The following is a 24,829-nucleotide window of genomic DNA, read 5'->3' as shown; positions in this document are numbered from 1 at the left end:
TTATGCCGTTCTGCATGGTTTATTCGCCATGCAGAATATTTATTCGCCCTCCCGCAGTATAATTCCACGGCTCCTCCGTTATATTTCCGTCCTATTTGCAACACAGGATCTGTCTACGTGGGAATTAGGACCGTTCTGTATCATTTTCAACTAATCTCTATTATTTCAATACGTTAGTTATTCAACCCTATTATCGCTATTAAACCAATAGGCAGAGCCAAGCCGCAGACGAAAAATCAGCTGCTATACTTAATCCCGTAATTACCTGGGACACAAAACATCAAGAGGATATGAGATTATGAGTACCGCTAAACTGGTGAAAACAAAAGCGTCTAATCTGCTTTATACCCGTAACGATGTATCGGATAGCGATAAGAAAGCAACTATTGAGCTGCTGAATCGCCAGGTGATCCAGTTCATCGATCTGTCGCTGATCACCAAACAGGCCCACTGGAATATGCGCGGTGCAAACTTTATTGCCGTTCATGAAATGCTGGATGGCTTCCGCACGGCGCTGGTTACCCATCTAGACACCATGGCTGAACGTGCCGTTCAGTTAGGCGGCGTAGCGCTGGGCACCACGCAGGTGATCAACAGCAAAACGCCGCTGAAAAGCTACCCGCTGGATATCCATACCGTTCAGGACCATCTGAAAGAGCTGGCCGATCGCTACGCGATTGTGGCAAACGACGTGCGTAAAGCCATTGGCGAAGCGAAGGACGAAGATACCGCGGATATCTTTACCGCAGCCTCCCGCGACCTGGACCAGTTCCTGTGGTTTATTGAATCCAACATCGAATAATCCTTTTCGGATTAATGACGAACCCTCGCCGTCCCGGTGGGGGTTTTGCACATTTATGGTGCACACTTTTCCCCTTCCCTCCTAAAGAAGTAAATAAATTGTAATAATCACCTCACACAATCGTTAACGAGAGATTGTTTTCTCACCAGAATTTACGCTAAATAGAGGCTCGTCAGCTGGGCCAAACGCCACGCACCAAAATGGTGCTCCAGACTGGTGCAATCCGGTGCGTTTGTCCCGCTTGTTGTGCAACGCATGTCTTCATCCCCATTGAAAAACAATAACTTGTAAAGTTGGCATGATTTTTTCATTGTGCCTGTTGTTCTCGCAGGGGATCGCCCCGTGGATATAAAAGGAAATGCTATGAAGTCTGTATTAAAAGTTTCACTGGCTGCACTTACCCTGGCTTTTGCAGTGTCTTCTCACGCTGCCGACAAACTCGTCGTGGCAACCGATACTGCGTTCGTACCATTTGAATTTAAACAAGGCGATAAATACGTTGGGTTCGACGTGGACCTGTGGGCCGCCGTCGCCAAAGAGCTGAAGCTGGATTACACCCTGAAGCCAATGGACTTCAGCGGCATCATCCCGGCGCTGCAGACCAAAAACGTGGACCTCGCGCTGGCGGGCATCACCATTACCGACGAGCGTAAAAAGGCAATCGACTTCTCTGACGGCTACTATAAAAGCGGCCTGCTGGTGATGGTCAAAGCCGACAATAACGACGTGAAAAGCGTGAAAGATCTTGACGGTAAAGTGGTGGCGGTGAAGAGCGGTACCGGTTCGGTTGATTACGCGAAAGCCAACATCAAAACCAAGGATCTGCGCCAGTTCCCGAACATCGATAACGCCTACATGGAGCTCGGCACCAACCGCGCTGACGCGGTGCTGCACGATACGCCAAACATCCTGTACTTCATCAAAACCGCGGGCAACGGCAAGTTCAAAGCGGTAGGCGACTCTCTGGAAGCACAGCAGTACGGTATTGCGTTCCCGAAAGGCAGCGACGACCTGCGTAACAAAGTGAACGGCGCGCTGAAAACCCTGAAAGAGAACGGCACCTATAACGAAATCTATAAAAAATGGTTCGGTACTGAACCCAAATAATTCTGCCTGAACTCAGGTTTGTAATGCCCGGTGGCGCTGACGCTTGCCGGGCCTACATTTTTTGTTTTTCACCACGGTATACAGGAATACATCATGCAGTTTGACTGGAGCGCCATCTGGCCTGCCATTCCTCTCTTGCTTGAAGGCGCTAAAATGACCCTGTGGATTTCGATCCTCGGTCTGGTTGGCGGGTTGATTATCGGTCTTGTCGCCGGTTTCGCCCGCACCTACGGCGGCTGGATTGCTAACCACATCGCGCTGGTTTTCATCGAAGTGATCCGCGGCACCCCGATTGTCGTTCAGGTCATGTTCATCTACTTCGCCCTGCCAATGGCCTTCAACGACCTGCGCATTGACCCGTTCAGCGCCGCCGTTGTGACCATTATGATCAACTCCGGTGCGTACATCGCGGAAATCACCCGCGGCGCGGTGCTGTCGATTCATAAAGGCTTTAGCGAAGCGGGCCTGGCGTTAGGCCTCTCTCGTCGCGAAACCATTCGCCACGTGATCCTGCCGCTGGCGCTGCGCCGCATGCTGCCGCCGCTGGGTAACCAGTGGATCATCAGCATTAAGGACACCTCGCTGTTTATCGTGATCGGCGTGGCCGAGCTGACCCGTCAGGGCCAGGAGATTATTGCGGGCAACTTCCGCGCGCTGGAGATCTGGAGCGCCGTCGCCGTGGTCTATCTGATTATTACGCTGGTTCTGAGCTTTGTTCTGCGCCGTCTTGAAAGAAGGATGAAAATCCTGTGATTGAATTTAAAAACGTTTCCAAGCACTTTGGCCCAACCCAGGTGCTGCACAATATTGATTTGAACATCACGAAGGGCGAAGTGGTGGTCATTATTGGGCCATCCGGCTCCGGTAAATCCACGCTGCTGCGCTGCATTAACAAGCTGGAAGAGATTACCAGCGGCGATCTGATCGTCGACGGGCTGAAGGTTAACGACCCGAAGGTTGACGAGCGCCTGATCCGCCAGGAAGCGGGCATGGTGTTCCAGCAGTTCTATCTTTTCCCGCACCTGACCGCGCTGGAAAACGTGATGTTTGGTCCCCTGCGCGTGCGCGGTGCCAGCAAAGCGGCAGCGGAAGCGCTGGCGAAAGATCTGCTGGCGAAGGTAGGGCTTGCCGAGCGCTCGCACCACTACCCGTCCGAGCTGTCCGGCGGCCAGCAGCAGCGCGTGGCTATTGCCCGCGCGCTGGCGGTTAAGCCGAAAATGATGCTCTTTGATGAACCAACCTCCGCGCTCGACCCGGAACTCCGCCACGAAGTATTAAAGGTCATGCAGGACCTGGCGGAAGAAGGCATGACGATGGTGATCGTGACCCACGAAATCGGCTTTGCTGAAAAAGTGGCGTCGCGCCTGATCTTCATCGACAAAGGGCGCATTGCCGAAGACGGTAACCCGCAGGAACTGATTGCCAATCCGCCGAGCCAGCGTTTGCAGGAGTTCCTGCAGCACGTCTCCTGATCTTACGCTTCACGCTGAGCCGGGCATGCCCGGCTTTTTTACGCCAGATTGTTCCCAAAAATCCCCCTCCGCGCCCTGCCCTCTATACTTATCATTTTGTTGGACATTTTCCGGAGGATGCCGTGCCGTGGTTTCTGTTGCTTCTGATTAGCCTGTTCAGTGCGCCATCGTTCGCGGTGGCGATCCCCGGCGTCACCGCCGGAAGCACCGCCACGGAACAAACCAGCCCGCCCCCGGAACCCAGCGTCGAGCAGAAAAAAGCGGCCTACGGCGCGCTGGCGGATGTCCTTGAAAACGAAGGCTCGCGCAAGGAGCTGGTGGATCAGCTGCGCAAAGCCGCCGCCACGCCGCCGCAGGAGACGGTTCCAGCCATTACGCCGCCGGAAGTGACCGAGCAAAAAACGGTGCTGGAAAACGTGACAGACGTAAGCCGCCGCTACGGCGACGCGCTCGCCTCGCGCTTCGCCCAGCTCTACCGCAACCTGATTGGCTCGCCCCACAAGCCGTTCAACCCCGACACCTTCTCAAACGCCGCCCGCCATTTCCTGATGCTGGCGGCCGCAATCTTTGCCTTTTACTGGCTGGTTCGCCTCTGCGCCTGGCCCCTCTATCGCAGGATGGGGCGCTGGGGACGTAAAAAAAACCAGCAAAAAAGCAGCTGGCTGCACCTGCCGCTGATGATTGCCAGCGCGTTTATTATTGATTTACTCCTGCTGGTGCTGACGCTTTTTGTCGGCCAACGGCTGGCCGACCACCTTAACGCGGGCAACAAAACCATCGCCTTCCAGCAGGCGCTGTTCCTCAACGCCTTCGCCCTGATCGAGTTCTTCAAGGCCCTCCTGCGCCTGATTTTCTGCCCGCGCGTGCCGGAGCTGCGCCCCTTTAACATCCGCAACGACAGCGCCAGATACTGGGCCCTGCGCTTAAGCATTCTGAGCGGGCTGATTGGCTACGGCCTGCTGGTCGGCGTGCCGATTATCTCCAATCAGGTCAACATTCAGTTTGGCGCGCTGGCAAACGTGCTGATCATGCTGTGCATTACCGTCTGGGCGCTGTACCTCATCTTTCACAACAAAAAGGCAATCACCCAGAGCCTGCTGCACCTGGCCGACCGCTCCCTCCCCTTCTTCAGCCTGTTTATTCGCGCCTTCGCGCTGGTGTGGCACTGGCTGGCGAGCGCCTACTTCGTCGTTCTATGCTTTTTCTCGCTGTTCGATCCGGGCAACAGCCTGAAGTTTATGATGGGCGCAACGTTCAAAAGCCTGGCCATCATCGGCGTCGCGGCGTTCGTGTCGGGCCTGCTGTCGCGCTGGATTTCTAAAACCATCACCCTCTCGCCGCAGGTGCAGCACAGCTACCCTGAGCTGCAAAAGCGGGTCAACGGCTGGATGTCTGCTTCACTCAAGGTCGCGCGCATTCTCACGGTCTGTGTGGCAATCATGCTGCTGCTTAACGCCTGGGGATTGTTCGACTTCTGGAACTGGCTGCACTACGGCGCGGGCGAAAAGACCGTCGATATTCTGATCCGCATCGCGCTGATCCTGTTCTTCTCGGCGGTGGGCTGGACGCTGCTGGCAAGCCTGATTGAGAACCGTCTGGTGTCGGATATTCACGGCAGGCCGCTGCCCAGCGCCCGCGCGCGCACGCTGCTGACGCTGTTCCGCAACGCGCTGGCGGTGATCATCAGCACCATTACCATCATGATTGTGCTCTCGGAAATCGGCGTCAACATCGCTCCGCTGCTGGCGGGGGCCGGGGCGCTGGGGCTGGCGATCTCCTTCGGCTCCCAGACGCTGGTGAAGGACATCATCACCGGCATCTTTATCCAGTTTGAAAACGGGATGAACACCGGCGACCTGGTGACGATTGGGCCGCTTACCGGCACGGTTGAGCGGATGTCGATTCGTTCGGTCGGCGTGCGTCAGGATACCGGGGCATACCATATTATCCCGTGGTCATCGATCACCACCTTCGCCAACTTCGTGCGCGGCATTGGCTCCGTTGTGGCGAACTACGACGTGGATCGTCATGAAAATGCTGACAAGGCCAAGCAGGCGCTGCGGGATGCAGTAGAAGAGCTGATGGAGATGGAGGATATTCGCGGGCTGGTGATCGGCGAGCCGTCGTTTGCGGGCATCGTCGGGCTGACGAATACGGCGTTTACGCTTCGCGTCTCGTTCACCACCCAGCCGCTGAAGCAGTGGACGGTGCGCTTTGCCCTCGACAGCATGGTGAAAAAACACTTTGACCTGGCGGAGGTGCGGATGCCGGTGCAGACCTATCAGGTGCTGCCGTCACCGGCCCCAGCGGCGCCACCTGCGCCGCAGGAGCCAACGCTGTAGCCGGATTGCCGGGTGGCGGCTTCGCCTTACCCGGCCTGCGACGCGGTGCTATTTGCGACGTTTGTTATTGTCCATAAACGTCCAGGCGATAAAGCGGCTCTGCTTCTGGCCCTGCGCCATCTCTTTTTTCACCACCTTCACCGCGCCGGCTTCGGTTAGCGCGCGATAGAGCGGCGGCAGGTTATCCCCGCGCGACACCAGGGTGGTGAACCATTTCACCTGGCGGCCAAAGGATTTGCTTTCGGCAATCATCCGCAGGATGAACGCCACTTCTCCCCCTTCGCACCACAGCTCCTGCTGCTGGCCGCCAAAGTTCAGCGCGGCATCCTCTGCCTGACCCAGGTTGCGGCGCTTGCGCTCGCTGCCCGCACGGGCGGAATCGGCCGAGTCGTGGAACGGCGGGTTACACATGGTCGCGTCGTACTGCTCGTTTTTATGAATGATGCCGTTAAAAATGGCGGCCTCATCCTTCTGGCGACGAAGGCGAATGGCGCGGCTCAGCCCCGGGTTGGCGTTGATTATCGCCTGCGCGCTGGCAAAGGCGTCGGTGCCGATCTCGCTGCCGGTAAAACGCCACTGGTATTCGTGCGCGCCGATCAGCGGATAGATGAGGTTTGCGCCAGTGCCGATATCCAGAATGGTGGCCTGCTGCGGCACCGCGCCGTCATTTCCTTCCGCAAGCAGATCCGCCAGATGGTGAACGTAATCGGCTCGCCCCGGGACGGGCGGACAGAGAAAGCCGTCCGGGATGTCCCACTGCGCCACGCCGTAGAAATGCGCCAGCAGGGCTTTATTGAGCATTTTAACCGCCTGCGGATCGGCAAAGTTGACCGTTGGCTCGCCGGCGGGCGTTTGGACAATAAAATCCTGCAGCGGCGGGCAGCTCAGGCACAGCGCCTGCATGTCATAGCGGTTACGGTGGCGGTTGCGCGGGTGCAACCCCGGCTTGTGGGCAGTCATGGCGTTCTCCTTTTAACAGCGGCGTAAGATACCCTTTGCAGACCCAACGGTAAATGTTTCTCTACGCGGGACAAAATATCGACTAAAAACAGAAACCTGTATGTCTATGATCTGTTAGCAAATTGTCAGCTTTTGTCGTTCAAAAAATAAGCAGATCATCATCAAATTTTTGCGCTAAATCACATTCTTTAAGCTTCTAAACTTAAGGGGAATCACCCGTTGTTTCCCCTGAGGATGTGATTATGAAAAAGTACCTGACCCTTGCTGTTCTCGCCGGAACGCTTGCAACCGCGTCGTTCTCCGCGCTGTCCGTTGAGTCCCTGACCACCAGCACCGATACCGGCCAGCTTCGCCCCGCGGGTACGGTTTCCGTGAGCCGCGCCAGCAACCTTGACGATCTCCAGGATAAGCTGGCTGAAAAAGCGCGCGAACAGGGCGCGAAAGGATATGTGGTGAACGCTGCCGGCGGCGATAACCATATGTACGGCACCGCCACTATTTATAAGTAAGCCTCTTCCCGCGATCGCACTGCATCCGTTTATCGGATGCAGTTTCTTTGATTCACGCCTTGATTGTTTATTTTTTAACCCCATGTAAGTTTATTACTTCCCTTACCTTGTCAGGAGGACCTATGGCTTCCGGTTGGGCAAATGACGACGCCGTCAACGAACAGATCAACAGTACAATTGAAGATGCCGTCGCGCGCGCCCGCGGCGAAATTCCGCGCGGTGAAAGTTTGCATGAATGCGAAGAGTGCGGCGATGCAATCCCCGAGGCGCGCCGCAAGGCCATTCCCGGCGTGCGGTTATGCATCGCCTGCCAGCAGGATAAAGATTCAAAAAATGCTTCCCATTCGGGATATAATCGCAGAGGATCGAAAGACAGCCAGCTGCGTTGACTTTGCTTTACCTTTTCTCACCGTTTGGCTACTCGCCTTTACGCTCACGCTTTTTAGCGAAGCGCGTAGCAAAACGTGCCCTTCTCCCGCTCTCTGTAAAGCGCGTCGACAAGAAGTGTAAAGCCGGGTTTTGAATTTATTAATATTCAATAAGTTATTTGTCATTCAATTTTTTTGATTGACCACGTCAATTCTCTTCGATTTTCCCCGGCGAAAAAAAGCGTGATACTCATCACATCGACGGAACACCGTCCCCTAACAAAAAACCTGCGAGAGATTAATTATGAAAACCATCAAATATGCTGTTGCTGCCGTTGCCCTGTCTGCCCTGTCATTCGGCGCGTTCGCCGTAGAGCCTGTCTCTTCTACCCAGGCGCAGAACATGAACAAAATCGGCGTGGTGAGCGCAGATGGCGCGACGACGCTGGACGGTCTGGAAGCAAAACTGGCTGAGAAAGCCGCGGCTGCGGGTGCCAGCGGTTATACCATCACCTCCGCAACCAACAGCAACAAGCTGAGCGGTACCGCGGTTATCTATAAATAACCGAAAGAATTATGCTCCACCCTCACTGGCCCTCTGGTGAGATGCTCCAACCCTCATTGACCCTGTTTGTTACCCCTTTTGCCCGTCCGCCACTGGACGGGCTTTTTTTTGTCAAAACGACTGCGCCACGCGCTGAAGCCCGGCCTCTACCGTTTCAACTTCTCCCGTCGCCAGCAGGCAGCAGGCCATCTGGAGCTTAAGGGAGTGCGGGACCGGCACGCTTCCGGCAAGGCACTGCTCAATCCACCGCGCGGTGGTGTGCGGATCTTTAGCCTGAGGCAGCGCGACGTCGGTATCCTCCTCTCCGCGCTCTAGCACCACGCGCGCACCGGCGGAATCGATCAGCGTCAGCTGCGGGCAGCGCTGCGGATTGGCATACGCTTCGCCTTCCGTGCCGTGCATCAGCAGCGCCCGGCCGCCAATGTCCTCGAAGAATTTCCCCACGCGGCCAACGTATTCAGGATGCGAGACGCTGGAAAGACGCAGCGCAGCGCCTTCGTCAAAGGGCGTGGCCAGCTTCGCCAGGGTGTGCGCGCTGTTGCGCACGCCCATCCGCCAGCGCATATCGAGCTGTTTTTCCAGCGGCGGGCACAGCGCCTTCACCGGAATGTAGACCGGCTGGTGCCCGTCCAGCTTCGCCTGCGCCTGCCCGGCGTGCAGCGTGGGCGCAATGCCCAGCTGTTCAAAAATCGTTTCGGTCAACACGCGGGTAGGATCTTCGCTGACCCCGTGCACGACCACCGGAAAGCCGATTTTATGCAGCAAAATCGCCAGAAGCGGCGTCAGGTTCGCCTGCTTGCGCGCGCCGTTATAGGTTGGGATCACGATCGGCATCGGCTTTGCTACCGGCGGCGTAAGGCGCAGCGTATGCGCCTGCATCGCCTCATAAAAACCGCGCATCTCGGCCTCACCTTCTCCCTTGATGCGTAGCGCAATCAGAATGCCGCCCATCTCCAGGTCCGGCACGTCGCCGTTAAGCATATGGGTATACAGCGCGCGCGCGGTCTCACGGTCCAGGTCGCGGGCATGGTTTTTACCGCGCCCTACCTCTTTGATAATTTTGCGATAATCCACGACATCTCTCCTTACTGCTTCATCTTGTTAACAATATAGCCCTGATGAACGCCTTGCCGATAGTGTTTTATCAACCCTCTGAAATTCCTAATAAAAATTAAACACAAGCAAAATCTAAATTATTTGTGATTTCTATAGAACAATCTTATCCATGCATATTTTGATTAAATAGCCAGCGGAAAGTCATTAAGCATCAGCGGTGAAAACGTCCAGGCAACGTTTCCACCCGTCATACACCAGGATTTATTATGAACAAGGTTGCATTAGGGTTAATTATCGCTGCAACGATCGGATGTTCTGCATCCGCATTCGCGGCAACAAACGGTGAAGGTCAAATTAACTTTACCGGCGAAATCATTGATTCCGCATGTCAGGTCGTTAATGGGTTAAGTAACCCGCTGAACGTCCAGCTCGGCAAAGTATCGAAAACGGTATTTACCGGCGCGGGCTCTACCAGCACATTAACGAAATTCGATATTCAGTTAAAAGATTGTCCGGAAACGGTGACGTCTGCCGCCATTAATTTCGGCGGTACGCCGGACGCTAACAATAATTCCACGCTGGCATTAACGCCGGATACGGATGCGGCGACAGGGGTTGCTATTCAGCTGGTTGATTCATCAGCACAGCCGGTGAGCTTATATACCCCGTCTAAGCAATATCCGTTAACGTCCGGTACAACCGTCAACGATCTGGAATTTGGTGCGCGTTATATTCAGACCGGAGCGGCTATTACTGCTGGTCCTGCAAACTCTGTATCTACCTTCACCGTCATTTATAACTGATATTATCAATCCTGAGATATTAGCGCCGCGTCAGGCGCTAATATCTTTTATCTTTGATGAGAAATATTCATGCGCCACGGTTATTTACTGAGCACTCTTTTACTGGTAGCAGCCACTGCACATGCAGGGGTCATTATTAATGGCACCCGCCTGGTTTACCAGGGAGATAAAAAGGAATCTTCTCTTGGCATTTCAAACCCGGATACAACGGATTATCTGGTGCAGTCCTGGGTCGATTCCGGCGGTAAAAACCTGGCTAAGGCCCCGTTCCTGATTACCCCTCCGCTGTTTCGTCTGGACGCTAAAGAAGACAACGTGCTGCGCGTCGTGCGCACGGGCGGCAATTTACCCGAAGACCGCGAGTCAATGTACTGGCTGAACATCAAGGCCATTCCGTCATCAAAGCACGTTGACGGCGTGAATACCCTGCAAATCGCCATTAATACCCGCATCAAATTGCTGTATCGCCCTGCCGCGGTGAAAGGCAGACCGGAAGAGGTGGCCGACAAGCTGGAATGGCACCGCGAGGGGAACGATCTCGTCGTGAATAACCCGACGCCGTTTTACATGAATTTCCAGAGCGTCACTCTGAACGGGCATAAGGTCACCAAAGCGAACTGGGCCGTACCGAAAACGGAAACCCATTTTGCGCTGCCGGCGAATACCAACGGCAATACCGTGGCGTGGTCGATTATTACCGATTACGGCAGCATCAGCCACCCCCTGACCGCAGCACTCCATTAATCATTCGGCACGCCGGTGTATTAAATAATCATGTATAGCGACAAAAAGCCGTTTACCTGCCAACTATCTTCATTACTGGTCATTATTATTGGCCTGGTAATGGCGATCTTTGCGTCGCAGGTGATGGCAGATGATTATTTTAACCCGGCGCTGCTGGACGTAGATAATCCCCAGCAGACCAAAACCGATTTATCCGTCTATGAAAAAGGGCCGGGACAGGCGCCGGGGAAATATCAGGTCGCTATTTTTATCAATAATAATAAAATTGATACCCGCGACGTCACCTTTACCTTACAAAAAGATCGCCAGGGCAACAGCGCTCTCCAGCCCTGCTTTAGCCTGGATGAGTTACAAAGCCTGGGCATTAAGGTCAAAAATTATCCCAACCTGCTGGCAAAAGGCGCATGTGCAAACCTCAGCGCTATACCCTCCGCCTCCGCAACGTTTCACGTGCGTAACCAGCAGCTGCTGCTCAGCATTCCGCAGGTGGCGCTGGGCAAAGTTCCGCGCGGCTACATTGACCCCAAAGAGTACGACGAAGGGATCACCGCGGGCCTGCTGAACTACAGCGCAACCGCGAGCCAAAGCCACGCGCGCCAGCAGGGCGAACAAGACGCCAGCAGCCAGTACGTCAACCTCCGTCCCGGCCTCAATATCGGCGCGTGGCGCTTAAGAAACTACTCAACGTGGAACCGCAGCACCACCGGCAACACCGAGCAGCAGAAGTTCTCGTCGGTCTATACCTACGCCCAGCGCGATATCGTGGCGATGAAAAGCAGCGTAACGGTGGGGCAGAGCTCGTCCCCTGCCGACGTCTTCGATAGCGTCCCCTATACCGGCGCGCAGATTAACTCCGACAGCGACATGCTCCCGGACAGCGAAAAAGGCTACGCGCCAATCATTCGCGGCACGGCGCACAGCAACGCGCTGGTGATGGTCCGCCAGAACGGCTACGTCATCTACCAAAATACCGTCGCGCCCGGCGCGTTTGAAATTAACGATCTCTACCCAACCGGCAGCAGCGGCGACCTGCAGGTCACCGTGAAAGAGACGGACGGCAGCGAAAGCCATTTCGTGGTGCCGTACGCTTCCGTGCCGGTGCTCCAGCGCGAAAAGAACCTGCGCTACAGCGTGACCGCGGGTCGCTACCGTTCATATGACAAAGACGTGGAAAAAACGCCGTTCGCCCAGGGAAGCGCCATCTACGGCTTGCCCTATGGCTTCACGGCCTACGGCGGCGTTCAGCAGAGCAGCCACTATCGCTCCCAGGCCGTGGGCGCGGGTAAAAACATGGGCGATCTCGGGGCGTTTTCCATTGACGTTACGCGCGCGAAAGCGCTGCTGAAAAAGCAGCAGGCGAGCAAGGGCCAGTCCTGGCGCGTGCGCTACAGCAAGGATTTTGCCGGAAGCGGAACCAACTTCTCGCTGGCGGGCTACCGCTACAACAGCAAGGGTTTCTATACCCTGCAAGACACCATGGAGTCCTATACCCGCTCAAGCGACTGGTCAGCGCCGCAGCAGCGCCGGGCGCGGACGGAAGCCACCATTGACCAAACGCTGGGCGAAGGCTGGGGCTCCGTGACGCTGAGCCTGGTAAAGGAAAGCTACTGGAGCCAGAGCCAGGATATGACCTCCATGAGCGTCAGCTACAACAACAGCTGGCACGGCGTGAGCTACAGCCTGAGCTACAGCATGAATAAGAACACCAACGACAGCGACGAGAACGGCGAGTCCGTGACCAACGATAATCAGTTCTCCCTGAGCGTCTCCGTGCCGCTGGACCACTGGATGCACAACACCTGGGCCACCTACAACCTGAACAATACCAAAGACGGCACCACGCAGAACCTCGGCCTGAACGGCACGGCCCTGCAGGATAACAACCTCAACTGGAACCTTCAGGAAGGGCTGAGCACCACCGGCAGCGGCACCTCAGGCAGCGCCAATGCCGATTACAAAGGAACGTACGGCGAAGTCAGCGGCGGCGTCAGCCAGGACAAGCACCAGCAGACGCTGAACGTGGGTATTCAGGGCGGCGTGGTGGCGCACGCCAACGGCATCACCCTGACCCAGCCGCTGGGCGAAACCATCGCACTGGTGAAAGCGCCCGGCACGCACGGCACGCATATCACTAACCAGACCGGCGTCGAGACCGACTTCCGCGGCTATACGGTTGTGCCGTTCGTCACCGCCTATCGCCACAATACGATTGCGCTGGATACCGAAACGCTGCCGGACGATGCCGACATCACCCACGCGGCGCAGATCGTTACGCCAACGCGCGGCGCCGTTGTGCGCGCCACCTTTAACACCCGCGTCGGGCGTCGGGCACTGATGACGCTCACGCAGAACGGTAAGCCTCTGCCGTTCGGCGCAACGGTCACCACCGAGGATAAGGACAGCGAGTTTATTGTCGGCAATGACGGGCAGACCTACGTGTCCGGCCTGCCGCCGCGCGGCCGCCTGGCGGTGTCGTGGGGTGAAAACGCCAGCGAGCACTGCGTCGCCGACTATGCGCTCACGGACGAGAAAGATAAAACCAGCATCGCCACTGTCTCCGCGCAGTGCCATTAATTTATCGTTCGGGCTTACTCTTATGCAGATGATTAAATCATTATTTTTCGTAGCAGTTCTGGGCACGGCGGCGCTGTTTATGCCCCATGCGAAAGCGACCTGCTCAACGCCGGATATGCCGAAAATGATCAACGTGGCGTCGGTTTCGGTGCCGACAACGCTGGAGGTCGGTGAAACGATCCCCGGTACGGAGCAGACCGTGCACGTGGCCGGCAATTGCGATCAAAGCATCGACAGCGGGCTGGAGATTGTCTCCTGCTATTACGGCACCGGTACTGAAATTCCCGGTCTCAAGGGCGTCTATGACTCCGGCGTGCCGGGTGTTGGCGTCGCGTTAATGAACGATCAGGGCCAGCGCATCAGCGGCGCGGGTGGCGTAACCTGTGATTCTCGCGGGACGCCAATCGGCTACGTCTCAACCGACGGCAAGCAGTCGTTTAATTTTGACGTCACGCTTGAGCTGGTGAAAACGGGTGCTGACGTGGCGTCCGGGACGCTCATCCAGTCGCAGACGCGATTCGGCATTGGCGTGTTCGGCCACGAAGGCATTGGCAACCCGAATGACATCGAGTACTCCGGCAACGTCATTCTGCACGAGGTGACCTGCTCCGTGTCGCCTAAAAACCTGACCGTCAACCTGGGGGATTTCCCCATCAGCGATTTTGTCGGCACCGGCACGCTTTCCGATCCGGCGCAAACCGTCTACATCGACGTGGACTGCGATACCACCGTGCAGCCCGAGCTGAAAATCAGCAGCGCCAACGGCTATGAGACCGCCTTTCCCGGCGTGGTGAAGCTTACCCAGCAAAGCGGCATGGCGACGGGAGTTGGCGTGCAGATGATCATCGACGGCATGCTGGCCAGCTTTGATGCCTATAGCCCCACAGGAAGCGAGGCGTTTGCCAACCAGACGCTGCGCATTCCGCTCGAATTGCGCTATGAACAGACCAGCGCGGTCGTAACGCCCGGCCCGGCCAACAGCGTTGCCACCATCACCCTTGCCTATAAGTGACATCCAATGAAAAAAACAGCGTTACTCCTGCTCCTGTGCCTGACGGCCTGCGCCCACGCGGACGAGATTGAGCTGCAAATGACCGGGAATATCTACGCCAATACCTGCGTGGTGGACAGCGAAAGCAAAAACCTTACCGTCGATTTAGGCCAGGCAGCCTCGGGCGAGTTTAAGGACGTGGGGGATACGGGGCAGTGGAAGGACTTTTCGCTCAAGGTTTCCCATTGCCCGGCAAGCCTGATGCTGGCGAACGCCTTTTTCTACGGCCAGGCCGACGGCGTACATCCAACAAAGTTTGCTAACACCGGCAGCGCAAAGGGACTGGCGCTGGAGCTGGCCGACCGCCAGGACAATATTCTGATTGCCCCGCAGGCCAGCTTTAACGTGCTGATTAACCAGAGCGACCATACGGCAGAGTTTCCGCTGGCCGCCCGCTACTACGCCACCTCCATGCCCGTCACCGCGGGGACGTTTAGCAGCGTCGTGCAGGTGACCTTCACTTACCAGTAGGACCGCGCCCCTTAGCACGGATGCTTTTCCGACGCCCGGCAGCCAGTTTTGCCGGGCGTTTTTTTACCTCAGGCACCTCGGGCTGTTCAATCGGAAACACCGGAAGAGCGTTAAGCAGACGCGGACCATAGTTTTTCGTCAGCAGGCGTTTGTCGTAAATCACCACTTCACCCCAGCAGCCGTGGCTGCGGATCAGGCGCCCTACCTGCTGAATCAGGTTGAACGACGCCGCGGGCAGGCTTTGCACCTCAAACGGATAGCGGTTCAGGCTTTTGAGCCACTCCCCTTCGGTGATCACCACCGGGCTGTCGATCGGCGGAAACGCAATTTTATGGATATGCACCTGCGTCAGGTAATCGCCCTTGAGATCCAGCCCCTCGGCGAAGGACTGGAGCCCCACCAGCACGCTGCGCTCGCCGTTATCAATACGCTTGCGGTGGGTCTCCACCAGCCGATAGCGCGGCTGATCGCCCTGAACAAGCAGCAGCAGGCGCAGGTCGGTCACGTGCTCAAGAAAACGCTGCATCGCGCGACCGCTGGCGAACAGCACCAGCATGCCGGGGTATTTTTTGCCCTCAACCTGCTCGCGGAAGTAGGCAGCCATCTCGGCGATGTGCTGCTCCTCGTTGTCCATAAGCGGTTCAAACGTCATGCGCGGAATCACCAGCTTGCCCTGCTCGCAGTGGTTAAACGGCGAGTCCAGCGCCACAAAGCGGTCGCCCGCTTTCTCTCTCAGGCCGCTCATCTCCTGCAAGCGGGAGAAACTGTTCAGGGAGCGCAGCGTGGCGGAAGTGACAACCACGTGCGGCACGCTGCGCCAGATAAGCTTCTCAAGCTGATCGGCCACGCGAATGCCCACGCAGTGGAAAAACAGATGCACCTGCCCGTCCCGCACCTCGCGGGTGGCCCATTTGGTGACCGGCGCGCCGGACGCCTGCGCCATCGAAGCCAGCCGCCAGAGCTTGCTCTGCGATTCAAACATGCCCAGCGCGCGGTTCATCTGCAGCAGGACGCGGTGCAGTCGCACCACGTCATGGGAGCCGGTTTTCTCACTCAGATCGTTTAAGAACATCTCCGCCAGCCCGCGCAGCTTTTCGAGATGCTTTGCCAGCTGCTGGCAAATCTCCATGATCTCTTCCGGCAGTTCGCCCATCGCGAAGCGATGCTCCGCCTCCTGGGCTGCGGGAAGGTAAAGATTGAGGATGTTGTTCAGGGACGAAATAAGCGCGTACGCCTCTTCGCAGTGGTCGCTTAGCCGCTCTGGCACGGCCAGCGGCGGCGTGGTTTTCGGGCGGAACTGCTCCATGCAGGTTGCCACCAGCTTGCAGAACAGGTCGAGCTGCAGGCGAAACCACGGCGCGGTGATCTCGGCGCTCATCTCCAGCGCGTCGCGCGCCACGTCCGGCAGGTGATGGCCTTCATCCAGCACCAGCAGCAGGTTTTTCGGCTCCGGCAGAACGGCTTCGCTCTCGAGCGCCGCCATCACCAGCGCATGGTTAGCCACCACCACCTCCGCTTCCTGAATTTCGCGGCGGGCGACAAAGAACGGGCATTCGCGGTAGTAATGACAGTTGCGGTTCAGGCAGCTGGCCTTATCGGTGCTGAGCCTGCGCCACAGATCGTCGCTAACGGCTTTATCGGTGTGGTCGCGAAGGCCATCCCATTTATAGCCGTCAAGATCGGCCTTGAGCGTGGCGCACAGCTCTTGTTCCGCTTTGTTATTTGGCGTGAGATCATCGTCGAGAAACGCCAGCAGATCCTGCTGCGTCGCCTCGCTGCTGGCAAGGCCCGCCAGGTTACGCGGACACACGTAGCGCCCGCGCCCGAAGGCTGCGGTGAAGCGAAGATCGGGGATGATTTTGCGCAGCAGCGGCAGGTCTTTGCTGAAGATCTGGTCCTGCAGCGCGACGTTGGCGGTGCTGACCACCAGCGTTTTATCCTCTTCCCGGGCGATGGCAATGCCGGGAATGAGATACGAGAGGGTTTTCCCGACGCCGGTCGGGGCTTCGATGGCCAGATGTCGTCCGTCGTCCCCGGCGAGCGTTTTTGCCACGTCGGCAATCATCTGCCGCTGCGGCGCTCGGGGAATAAAGTCGGGGATCTGCTGTTGAAGCGCCTTATACCATGCGCCAATTTGCGCTTTCAGCGCAGCGGTAAGAGCCATCGGAAACCTGAAATACTGTATAAACAGCCACTATTGTGGCACTTTCTGGCGGATGCCGCAAAAAGAAAAAGCCCGGCTTTACGACCGGGCTTCCAGATTACTGCGGGCTGGCAGGCTTACGCGGGCGACGTCGGCGCTGCCCTTCCCCTGCCGGTTTTCCTTCACCGCTGCGCCACGGGTTTTCACCCGACGGTTTAGCATCGTTGCCGCGACGCGGCGGTTTACCCGATAACTTCGGCGCACCGCCTTCTGAACGACGCGGCTGCTGGCCGCGACCGCCGCCGCCCTGACCGCGACCGCCGCCACCCTGACGGCCGTTCTGAATCGGCTCCGCCTTGATGGACGGGTCCACTTCATAGCCCGGGGTTTCGATGCGCGGGATCTCTTTCTTCAGCAGACGCTCGATGTCGCGCAGCAGCTTGTGTTCGTCGACGCACACCAGGGACAACGCCTCACCGGTGGCCGCCGCGCGGCCGGTACGGCCGATGCGGTGCACGTAATCTTCCGGCACGTTCGGCAGCTCGTAGTTCACCACGTGCGGCAGCTCTTCGATGTCCAGACCGCGCGCCGCGATGTCGGTTGCCACCAGCACGCGAATATCGCCAGATTTGAACTCCGCCAGCGCGCGGGTACGCGCGCCCTGGCTCTTGTTGCCGTGGATTGCCGCGCTGCGAATGCCGTCTTTATTCAGCTGTTCAGCCAGGTGGTTCGCGCCGTGCTTGGTGCGGGTAAAGACCAGCACCTGCTGCCAGTTCCCCTTGCCGATCATCTGGGAGAGCAGCTCCCGCTTGCGCTTCTTATCCACGAAGTGAACGTGCTGCGTAACCTGCTCGGAGGCGGTGTTGCGGCGCGCGACTTCAATTTCCAGCGGATTGTGCAGCAGCTTTTCAGCCAGCGCCTTGATATCGTCGGAGAAGGTTGCGGAGAAAAGCAGGTTCTGGCGACGCGGCGGCAGCTTAGAGAGCACGCGGCGGATGTCGTGGATAAAGCCCATGTCCAGCATGCGGTCGGCTTCGTCCAGCACCAGAATTTCAATCTGATCCAGCTTAACGGCGTTCTGGTGTTCCAGATCCAGCAGACGGCCCGGCGTTGCCACCAGCACGTCCACGCCGCCGCGCAGCTTCATCATCTGCGGGTTAATGCTCACCCCGCCGAAAACCACCATTGAGCGGATGTTGAGATAGCGGCTGTACTCACGCACGTTCTCACCGACCTGAGCGGCCAGCTCGCGGGTTGGCGTCAGGATCAGTGCGCGTACCGGGCGGCGGCCTTTCGCATGCGGCTGGTTTTTGACCAGCAGCTCTAACAGCGGCAGCGTAAAGCCGGCGGTTTTACCGGTGCCGGTCTGCGCGCTGGCCATCAGGTCGCGGCCTTCCAGCACGGCAGGGATCGCCTGCTTCTGGATCGGGGTTGGCTCGCTGTAACCCTGCTCTGCAACAGCGCGCAGAATTTCTGGATTCAGGCCAAGGGAATCAAAAGACATAAAAACTCCGAACCGCCCCGACCGTCTCAGGTGTAGTTTTCAGGGAGATATAACGAATAGGGAAGGACAAAAACCACAATGTCGTGAAGCAGCGGAGTGTAGCAGCTTTTGTGACGTGGCGCATAAATATCCCTTCGTTAATCCTTGATGACCCGCTTCTCGCGGCGAGCGACTGGACAAAACGCTGAACCAGCCATAGTCTTAATCAATCGATTGATTAATTCTTAAAGCCGCCATGAATACAACACCGACGACATCGAAGGGCGAACAGGCAAAAAGCCAGCTTATCGCCGCCGCGCTGGCGCAGTTTGGCGAATATGGCCTGCACGCCACCACGCGCGACATCGCCGCGCAGGCCGGGCAAAACATCGCGGCCATTACCTACTATTTTGGCTCAAAAGAGGATTTATACCTCGCCTGCGCCCAGTGGATCGCTGACTTTATTGCCGCGAATTTTCGCCCGCACGTGGAAGAGGCCGCCGGGCTGCTCGAACACCCCTCCCCCGACCGCGCCGCGATCCGTCAGCTGATCCTTAACGCCTGCCACAATATGATCAGGCTGCTGACGCACGACGACACGCTCAGCCTGAGCAAATTTATCTCTCGAGAGCAGCTTTCGCCCACCGCGGCCTACCAGCGTGTACACGACCAGGTCATCGATCCGATGCACGGGCACCTGACCCGGCTGGTGGCGGCCTACACCGGGCGAGACGCGAACGACACCGAGACCATTTTGCATACCCATGCCCTGCTGGGTGAAGTGCTGGCGTTTCGCCTGGGGCGGGAAACGATTTTGTTACGCACCGGCTGGACACAGTTTGATGAGGATAAAGCCGCGCAGATTAGCCGGGTCATTACCTGTCACGTCGATCTGATCCTGCAAGGCTTAACGCAAAGGAGCCTGAAGTCATGAAAAAACCGGTCGCCATCGTTCTGATGGCCGTTGTTGTGCTCGCGGTGGTTGCGGGAGGCTGGCTGTGGTATCAAAGCCAGCAGGACAGAGGCCTGACGCTGTACGGCAACGTTGATATCCGTACCGTCAATATGAGCTTCCGCGTCGGCGGCCGCCTGGCCTCGCTCAGCGTCGACGAGGGCGACGCCATCAAGGCCGGGCAAACCCTGGGCGCACTGGACAAGGCGCCGTATGAAAACGCGCTGATGCAGGCGAAAGCGGGCGTCTCCGTCGCGCAGGCGCAGTACGACCTGATGCGGGCGGGCTATCGCGACGAGGAGATTGCCCAGGCTGAAGCGGCCGTGAAACAGGCGAAGGCCGCCTACGACTACGCGCAGAACTTCTACAGCCGCCAGCAGGGGCTGTGGAAAAGCCGCACCATTTCCGCTAACGATCTGGAAAACGCCCGTTCGTCACGCGATCAGGCGCAGGCCACGCTGAAGTCCGCGCAGGATAAGCTGAGCCAGTACCGCACCGGTAACCGCGAGCAGGATATCGCGCAGGCGAAGGCCAGCCTCGAACAGGCGCAGGCCCAGCTGGCGCAGGCCGAGCTGGATCTGCGCGACACCACGCTGGTCGCGCCGTCTGACGGCACGCTGATGACCCGCGCCGTCGAGCCGGGCAGCATGCTCAGCGCGGGCAGCACCGTCTTAACGCTCTCCTTAACCCGCCCGGTGTGGGTGCGCGCCTACATTGACGAGCCGAACCTCGGCCAGATGCAGCCGGGCCGCGAGCTGCTGCTCTACACCGACGGGCGTCCGGACAAGCCGTACCACGGCAGGGTGGGCTTTGTTTCGCCCACCGCCGAATTCACCCCCAAAACCGTCGAAACGCCGGACCTGCGCACCGACCTTGTCTACCGCCTGCGCATTATCGTGACCGATGCGGACGACGCGCTGCGCCAGGGCATGCCGGTCACCGTGACCCTCAGCGACGGGGAACGACATGAATGACGCGGTTATCCAACTCGACAATCTGGTAAAACGCTTCGCGGGCATGGAAAAGCCCGCCGTCGCGCCGCTGAACTGCACGATTCAGAAAGGCTACGTGACCGGGCTGGTCGGCCCGGACGGCGCGGGAAAAACCACGCTGATGCGCATGCTTGCGGGGCTCCTGAAGCCGGACGAAGGGTCGGCCAGCGTGCTCGGCCTCGATCCGATCAAAGACGACGGCGCGCTCCACGCCATGCTCGGCTATATGCCGCAGAAGTTCGGCCTGTACGAAGACCTGACGGTGATGGAAAACCTCAATCTGTACGCCGACCTGCGCAGCGTGACCGGCGAAACCCGGCAGAAAACCTTCGCCCGCCTGCTGGAATTTACCTCCCTCGGCCCGTTTACCGGACGCCTGGCGGGCAAGCTCTCCGGCGGCATGAAGCAGAAGCTGGGGCTGGCCTGCACGCTGGTGGGCGAGCCGAAGGTGCTGCTGCTGGACGAGCCCGGCGTGGGCGTTGACCCGATCTCGCGCCGCGAGCTGTGGCAGATGGTGCACGAGCTGGCGGGCGACGGGATGCTGATCCTCTGGAGCACCTCCTACCTCGACGAGGCGGAGCAGTGCCGGGACGTGCTGCTGATGAACGAGGGCGAGCTGCTCTACCAGGGCGACCCGACGCAGCTGACCCAAAGCATGGCCGGGCGCAGCGTCCTGCTGCACAGCCCGCAGGAGTCCAACCGCCGCCTGCTGCAGCGCGTGCTGAAGCTGCCCGCGGTCAGCGACGGGATGATTCAGGGGCGCTCGGTGCGGGCGATCCTCAAAAAAGAGGCCACCGCGGACGATATCCGCCAGGCGCCCGGCATGCCGGAGATTGAAATTGCCGAGACCGCTCCGCGCTTCGAGGATGCCTTTATCGACCTGCTGGGCGGCGCGGGCGCATCGGAATCCCCGCTGGGGGCGATTTTACACACCGTGGAGGGCACGCCGGGCGAAACGGTGATTGAAGCGAAGTCGCTCACCAAGAAGTTCGGCGACTTCGCCGCGACGGATAACGTCAACTTCGCGGTCAAGCGCGGGGAGATTTTTGGCCTGCTGGGGCCAAACGGCGCGGGCAAATCCACCACCTTTAAGATGATGTGCGGCCTGCTGGTGCCGACGTCGGGCAAGGCGCTGGTGCTCGATATGGACCTGAAGGTCAGTTCCGGCAAAGCGCGCCAGCACCTGGGCTATATGGCGCAGAAGTTTTCCCTCTACGGCAACCTGACGGTGGAACAGAACCTGCGCTTTTTCTCCGGCGTGTACGGCCTGCGCGGGCGGGCCCAGAACGAGAAGATTGCCCGCATGAGCGAGGCGTTTGCGCTGACCGGCATCGCCTCGAACGCCACGGACTCCCTCCCCCTCGGCTTTAAGCAGCGCCTGGCCCTGGCCTGCTCGCTGATGCACGAGCCGGACATTCTGTTTCTCGACGAGCCCACCTCCGGCGTTGACCCCTTGACCCGCCGCGAGTTTTGGCTGCACATCAACAGCATGGTGGAGAAAGGGGTCACGGTCATGGTCACCACCCACTTTATGGACGAGGCGGAGTATTGCGACCGCATCGGGCTGGTCTATCGCGGCAAGCTGATCGCCCACGGCACGCCGGACGATCTCAAGGCGCAGGCGGCGGACGATGACCAGCCGGACCCGACCATGGAGCAGGCGTTCATCACCCTCATCCACGACTGGGATAAGGAGCATGCCAATGAGCACTAAGGTGATTTCCTGGCGCCGGGTGCGCGCGCTGTGCGTGAAAGAGACGCGCCAGATCGTGCGCGATCCGAGCAGTTGGCTGATTGCGGTGGTGATCCCCCTGCTGCTGCTGTTTATCTTTGGCTACGGGATTAACCTGGATTCGAGCAAGCTGCGGGTCGGGATTCTGCTGGAACAGCAAAGCAAAGAGGCGCTGGATTTCACCCACGCCATGACCGGCTCGCCCTACATCGACGCCACCATCAGCGACAGCCGTCAGGAGCTGATTCAGAAAATGCAGGCCGGTAAAATACGCGGCCTGATCGTCATTCCGGTGGATTTCGCCGCCAATATGGCGCGCGCGGGCACCGCTGCGCCGATTCAGGTGATTACCGACGGCAGCGAGCCGAATACCGCCAACTTCGTGCAGGGCTACGCGGAGGGGATTTGGCAGCTGTGGCAGATGCAGCGCGCCGAGGACCGGGGCGAAACGTTTGAGCCGCTGATCGACGTGCAGACCCGCTACTGGTTTAACCCGGCGGCCATCAGCCAGCACTTTATCATTCCCGGCGCGGTGACCATCATCATGACGGTAATTGGCGCCATCCTTACCTCGCTGGTCATCGCCCGTGAGTGGGAGCGCGGCACCATGGAGGCGCTACTCTCCACCGAAGTAACGCGCGTGGAGCTGCTGCTGTGCAAGCTGATCCCCTACTATTTCCTCGGCATGCTGGCGATGCTGCTCTGCATGCTGGTCTCGGTGTTTATCCTCGGCGTGCCGTATCGCGGTTCGCTGGTCGTGCTGTTCTTTATTACCAGCCTGTTTTTGCTCAGCACGCTCGGGATGGGGCTGCTGATCTCCACCGTGACCCGCAACCAGTTCAACGCCGCGCAGGTAGCGCTCAACGCCGCGTTCCTGCCGTCGATTATGCTGTCCGGGTTTATTTTCCAGATAGACAGCATGCCCGCGGCGATCCGCGCCGTGACGTACATCATTCCGGCCCGCTACTTCGTGAGCACGCTGCAGAGCCTGTTCCTGGCCGGGAATATTCCGGTGGTGCTGATAATTAACACGCTGTTTTTGATGGCGTCGGCGGTGATGTTCATCGGGCTGACCTGGATGAAAACCAAACGGCGTCTGGATTAAGGAGCGAACATGTTTCACCGTTTATGGACGTTAATACGCAAAGAGCTGCAATCCCTGCTGCGCGAGCCGCAAACCCGCGCCATTCTGGTATTGCCGGTGCTGATCCAGGTTTTGCTGTTCCCCTTTGCCGCTACGCTTGAGGTGACCAACGCCACCATCGCCATTTACAACGAAGACAACGGTAAACATTCTATCGAGCTGACGCAGCGCTTTGCCCGTGCAAAAGCGTTTACCCACATCCTGCTGCTGAAAAGCCCGAAGGAAATCCAGCCGACCATCGATACGCAAAAAGCCCTGCTGCTGGTGCGCTTCCCGGCGGATTTCTCGCGCAATCTTGATACCTTCCAGCCCGCGCCGATGCAGCTCATCCTCGACGGGCGCAACTCCAACAGCGCCCAGATAGCGGCCAACTATCTTCAGCAGGTGGTGAAGAATTACCAGCAGGAGCTGATGGACGGCAAGCCAAAACCCAACAACAGCGAGCTGGTGGTGCGTAACTGGTATAACCCGAACCTCGACTACAAGTGGTTTGTGGTGCCGTCGCTGATCGCCATGATCACCACCATCGGGGTGATGATCGTCACCTCCCTGTCAGTGGCGCGGGAGCGCGAGCAGGGCACGCTCGATCAGCTGCTGGTGTCCCCGCTGGCAACCTGGCAAATCTTCGTTGGCAAAGCCATTCCGGCGCTGATTGTTGCGACCTTCCAGGCCACGATCGTGCTGGGCGTGGGGATCTGGGCGTACGCGATCCCGTTTTCCGGATCGCTGGCGCTCTTCTACTTCACGATGGTGATTTACGGGCTGTCGCTGGTCGGGTTTGGGCTGCTGATTTCGGCGCTCTGCTCCACGCAGCAGCAGGCGTTCATCGGCGTGTTCGTCTTTATGATGCCGGCGATTTTGCTCTCGGGGTACGTCTCGCCGGTGGAAAACATGCCGGTGTGGCTGCAGGATTTAACGTGGATAAACCCGATCCGCCACTTCACGGATATCACCAAGCAGATTTATTTGAAGGACGCGAGTCTGGACATCGTGTGGGGAAGTTTGTGGCCGCTGCTGGTCATCGCGGCCACAACGGGCTCAGTGGCCTATGCGATGTTTAGACGAAACATCGCGTAGCTTTTTCTCTTTGGTCAGCAGCGAGACGACCGCGGGCCCTGCAAGGATCGCCAGACCCGCCAGGGCCAGCAGCAGGTTGTTTTGCAGCACGCGCGACAGCAGCCACAGCACGATCATCGAGGCGCCAAAATACCAGGTGGTGGTGAGTTCTTCGAGCACATCACCCACCTCGCGCCAGCGCGCTTCATGATGACGCTGTAAAAACAGCATCGACAGTACGGTCACGCCGTACAGCACGCACAGCCCAAGGCCGACGCGCACCAGCGTACCGCTCATCCAGCCCATCACCAGTACGGCCACGACCAGTAAATGCAACATTATCTGCCAGCAACTGAGTCCAGTTGTGACGCGAACGCGTTGTTGCCACTTCATGGCTTCTCTCCTGAAGGATTTTTCTCTGCACATTCAGACTACCGCACTTTACGGAAAATTCCGTAACGCCGCATCTTTTTGTGACGCCTACTACACTTTATTTTCATTGG

23 protein-coding genes are annotated in these 24,829 nt (G+C 58.2%); 18 read left to right on the top strand and 5 right to left on the bottom strand.

What is annotated here, in order from left to right; genetic code table 11:
* Positions 1–298 precede the first annotated feature (298 nt).
* The 5 genes from dps to ybiO all read left to right on the top strand — a co-directional run bounded on the left by dps (position 299) and on the right by ybiO (position 5,723).
* Positions 299–802, top strand: a complete 504-nt coding sequence (gene dps, locus V1599_RS09500; protein WP_010428924.1) for a DNA starvation/stationary phase protection protein Dps — start codon at positions 299–301, stop codon at positions 800–802.
* Between the two features lie 363 nt (positions 803–1,165).
* On the top strand, positions 1,166–1,909 hold the full coding sequence (glnH, locus tag V1599_RS09495) for a glutamine ABC transporter substrate-binding protein GlnH (protein WP_343647470.1): 744 nt from the start codon (positions 1,166–1,168) through the stop codon (positions 1,907–1,909).
* 93 nt (positions 1,910–2,002) lie between these two features.
* Complete coding sequence (gene glnP, locus V1599_RS09490) at positions 2,003–2,662, top strand: glutamine ABC transporter permease GlnP (RefSeq protein ID WP_108367324.1); 660 nt, start codon at positions 2,003–2,005, stop codon at positions 2,660–2,662.
* Positions 2,659–3,381 (top strand): glutamine ABC transporter ATP-binding protein GlnQ, encoded by a 723-nt coding sequence (glnQ, locus tag V1599_RS09485; RefSeq protein WP_395301429.1) that lies wholly within the window; start codon positions 2,659–2,661, stop codon positions 3,379–3,381. Before glnP ends, glnQ begins: the two co-directional genes overlap by 4 nt.
* 122 nt (positions 3,382–3,503) lie before the next feature.
* Positions 3,504–5,723: a mechanosensitive channel protein gene (gene ybiO, locus V1599_RS09480; protein WP_395301428.1), complete on the top strand. Its 2,220-nt coding sequence runs from the start codon at positions 3,504–3,506 to the stop codon at positions 5,721–5,723.
* 48 nt (positions 5,724–5,771) lie between these two features.
* On the opposite strand, the gene rlmF is transcribed toward ybiO, so the two are convergent.
* The gene (rlmF, locus tag V1599_RS09475) at positions 5,772–6,683 is read right to left on the bottom strand and encodes a 23S rRNA (adenine(1618)-N(6))-methyltransferase RlmF (protein WP_112011401.1); all 912 of its coding nucleotides are present in this window, start codon (positions 6,681–6,683) and stop codon (positions 5,772–5,774) included.
* Between the two features lie 242 nt (positions 6,684–6,925).
* Between rlmF and mcbA the strand changes: the two genes are divergently transcribed.
* The 3 genes from mcbA (at position 6,926) to ybiJ (ending at position 8,125) form a co-directional block, all read left to right on the top strand.
* Entirely contained in the window at positions 6,926–7,192 is a 267-nt protein-coding gene (gene mcbA, locus V1599_RS09470; RefSeq protein ID WP_112011402.1) for a DUF1471 family periplasmic protein McbA, read from the top strand.
* A 122-nt stretch (positions 7,193–7,314) separates the two neighbouring features.
* Complete coding sequence (locus V1599_RS09465) at positions 7,315–7,581, top strand: DksA/TraR family C4-type zinc finger protein (RefSeq protein ID WP_112011403.1); 267 nt, start codon at positions 7,315–7,317, stop codon at positions 7,579–7,581.
* Positions 7,582–7,864: 283 nt separating this feature from the next.
* On the top strand, positions 7,865–8,125 hold the full coding sequence (gene ybiJ, locus V1599_RS09460; protein ID WP_112011404.1) for a DUF1471 family protein YbiJ: 261 nt from the start codon (positions 7,865–7,867) through the stop codon (positions 8,123–8,125).
* 111 nt (positions 8,126–8,236) lie between these two features.
* On the opposite strand, the gene ybiB is transcribed toward ybiJ, so the two are convergent.
* Positions 8,237–9,199: a DNA-binding protein YbiB gene (gene ybiB, locus V1599_RS09455; protein WP_395301427.1), complete on the bottom strand. Its 963-nt coding sequence runs from the start codon at positions 9,197–9,199 to the stop codon at positions 8,237–8,239.
* Positions 9,200–9,447: 248 nt separating this feature from the next.
* On the opposite strand from ybiB, the gene V1599_RS09450 reads away from it, so the two are divergent.
* From V1599_RS09450 to V1599_RS09430, 5 genes are all read left to right on the top strand, one after another.
* Positions 9,448–9,984, top strand: coding sequence for a fimbrial protein (locus V1599_RS09450; RefSeq protein ID WP_112011406.1), 537 nt, complete (start codon positions 9,448–9,450; stop codon positions 9,982–9,984).
* Between the two features lie 69 nt (positions 9,985–10,053).
* Complete coding sequence (locus V1599_RS09445; RefSeq protein WP_395301426.1) at positions 10,054–10,728, top strand: molecular chaperone; 675 nt, start codon at positions 10,054–10,056, stop codon at positions 10,726–10,728.
* Positions 10,729–10,758: 30 nt separating this feature from the next.
* Positions 10,759–13,302 carry a fimbria/pilus outer membrane usher protein gene (locus V1599_RS09440; protein ID WP_395301425.1) on the top strand — a complete coding sequence of 848 codons (2,544 nt, stop codon included), beginning with the start codon at positions 10,759–10,761 and terminating at the stop codon, positions 13,300–13,302.
* A gap of 22 nt (positions 13,303–13,324) precedes the next feature.
* Entirely contained in the window at positions 13,325–14,314 is a 990-nt protein-coding gene (locus V1599_RS09435) for a fimbrial protein (RefSeq protein ID WP_112011408.1), read from the top strand.
* Positions 14,315–14,320: 6 nt separating this feature from the next.
* Positions 14,321–14,824, top strand: coding sequence for a fimbrial protein (locus V1599_RS09430; RefSeq protein WP_297119017.1), 504 nt, complete (start codon positions 14,321–14,323; stop codon positions 14,822–14,824).
* Here V1599_RS09430 and dinG read toward each other — a convergent pair.
* Together dinG and rhlE are read right to left on the bottom strand one after the other, a co-directional pair.
* Complete coding sequence (dinG, locus tag V1599_RS09425) at positions 14,811–16,988, bottom strand: ATP-dependent DNA helicase DinG (protein ID WP_112011410.1); 2,178 nt, start codon at positions 16,986–16,988, stop codon at positions 14,811–14,813. The two genes, V1599_RS09430 and dinG, sit on opposite strands and share 14 nt — an antisense overlap.
* 97 nt (positions 16,989–17,085) lie before the next feature.
* Complete coding sequence (rhlE, locus tag V1599_RS09420) at positions 17,086–18,471, bottom strand: ATP-dependent RNA helicase RhlE (protein WP_112011411.1); 1,386 nt, start codon at positions 18,469–18,471, stop codon at positions 17,086–17,088.
* Between the two features lie 235 nt (positions 18,472–18,706).
* Here rhlE and cecR point away from each other — a divergent pair, with 235 nt between their 5' ends.
* From cecR to V1599_RS09395, 5 genes are read left to right on the top strand one after another with little or no spacing between them, the layout of a single operon-like run.
* Positions 18,707–19,384 (top strand): transcriptional regulator CecR, encoded by a 678-nt coding sequence (gene cecR / locus V1599_RS09415; RefSeq protein WP_112011412.1) that lies wholly within the window; start codon positions 18,707–18,709, stop codon positions 19,382–19,384.
* Positions 19,381–20,376, top strand: coding sequence for a secretion protein HlyD (gene hlyD, locus V1599_RS09410; protein WP_112011413.1), 996 nt, complete (start codon positions 19,381–19,383; stop codon positions 20,374–20,376). The genes cecR and hlyD overlap by 4 nt, the downstream gene beginning before the upstream one ends.
* Positions 20,369–22,108: an ATP-binding cassette domain-containing protein gene (locus V1599_RS09405; RefSeq protein WP_112011414.1), complete on the top strand. Its 1,740-nt coding sequence runs from the start codon at positions 20,369–20,371 to the stop codon at positions 22,106–22,108. The genes hlyD and V1599_RS09405 overlap by 8 nt, the downstream gene beginning before the upstream one ends.
* Positions 22,098–23,231: an ABC transporter permease gene (locus V1599_RS09400; RefSeq protein ID WP_297119026.1), complete on the top strand. Its 1,134-nt coding sequence runs from the start codon at positions 22,098–22,100 to the stop codon at positions 23,229–23,231. Before V1599_RS09405 ends, V1599_RS09400 begins: the two co-directional genes overlap by 11 nt.
* Positions 23,232–23,240: 9 nt before the next feature.
* Positions 23,241–24,347 (top strand): ABC transporter permease, encoded by a 1,107-nt coding sequence (locus V1599_RS09395; protein WP_395301424.1) that lies wholly within the window; start codon positions 23,241–23,243, stop codon positions 24,345–24,347.
* On the opposite strand, the gene V1599_RS09390 is transcribed toward V1599_RS09395, so the two are convergent.
* Positions 24,309–24,719, bottom strand: coding sequence for a YbhQ family protein (locus V1599_RS09390; RefSeq protein ID WP_112011417.1), 411 nt, complete (start codon positions 24,717–24,719; stop codon positions 24,309–24,311). The genes V1599_RS09395 and V1599_RS09390 overlap by 39 nt on opposite strands.
* Positions 24,720–24,829: the final 110 nt, after the last annotated feature.

Origin of the sequence: Enterobacter sp. ECC-175, assembly GCF_043968675.1 — a bacterium.
Lineage (GTDB): Bacteria > Pseudomonadota > Gammaproteobacteria > Enterobacterales > Enterobacteriaceae > Enterobacter.
Note: the sequence above shows the minus strand (reverse complement) of the source record. Positions and strands in the feature narration are given on the sequence as shown.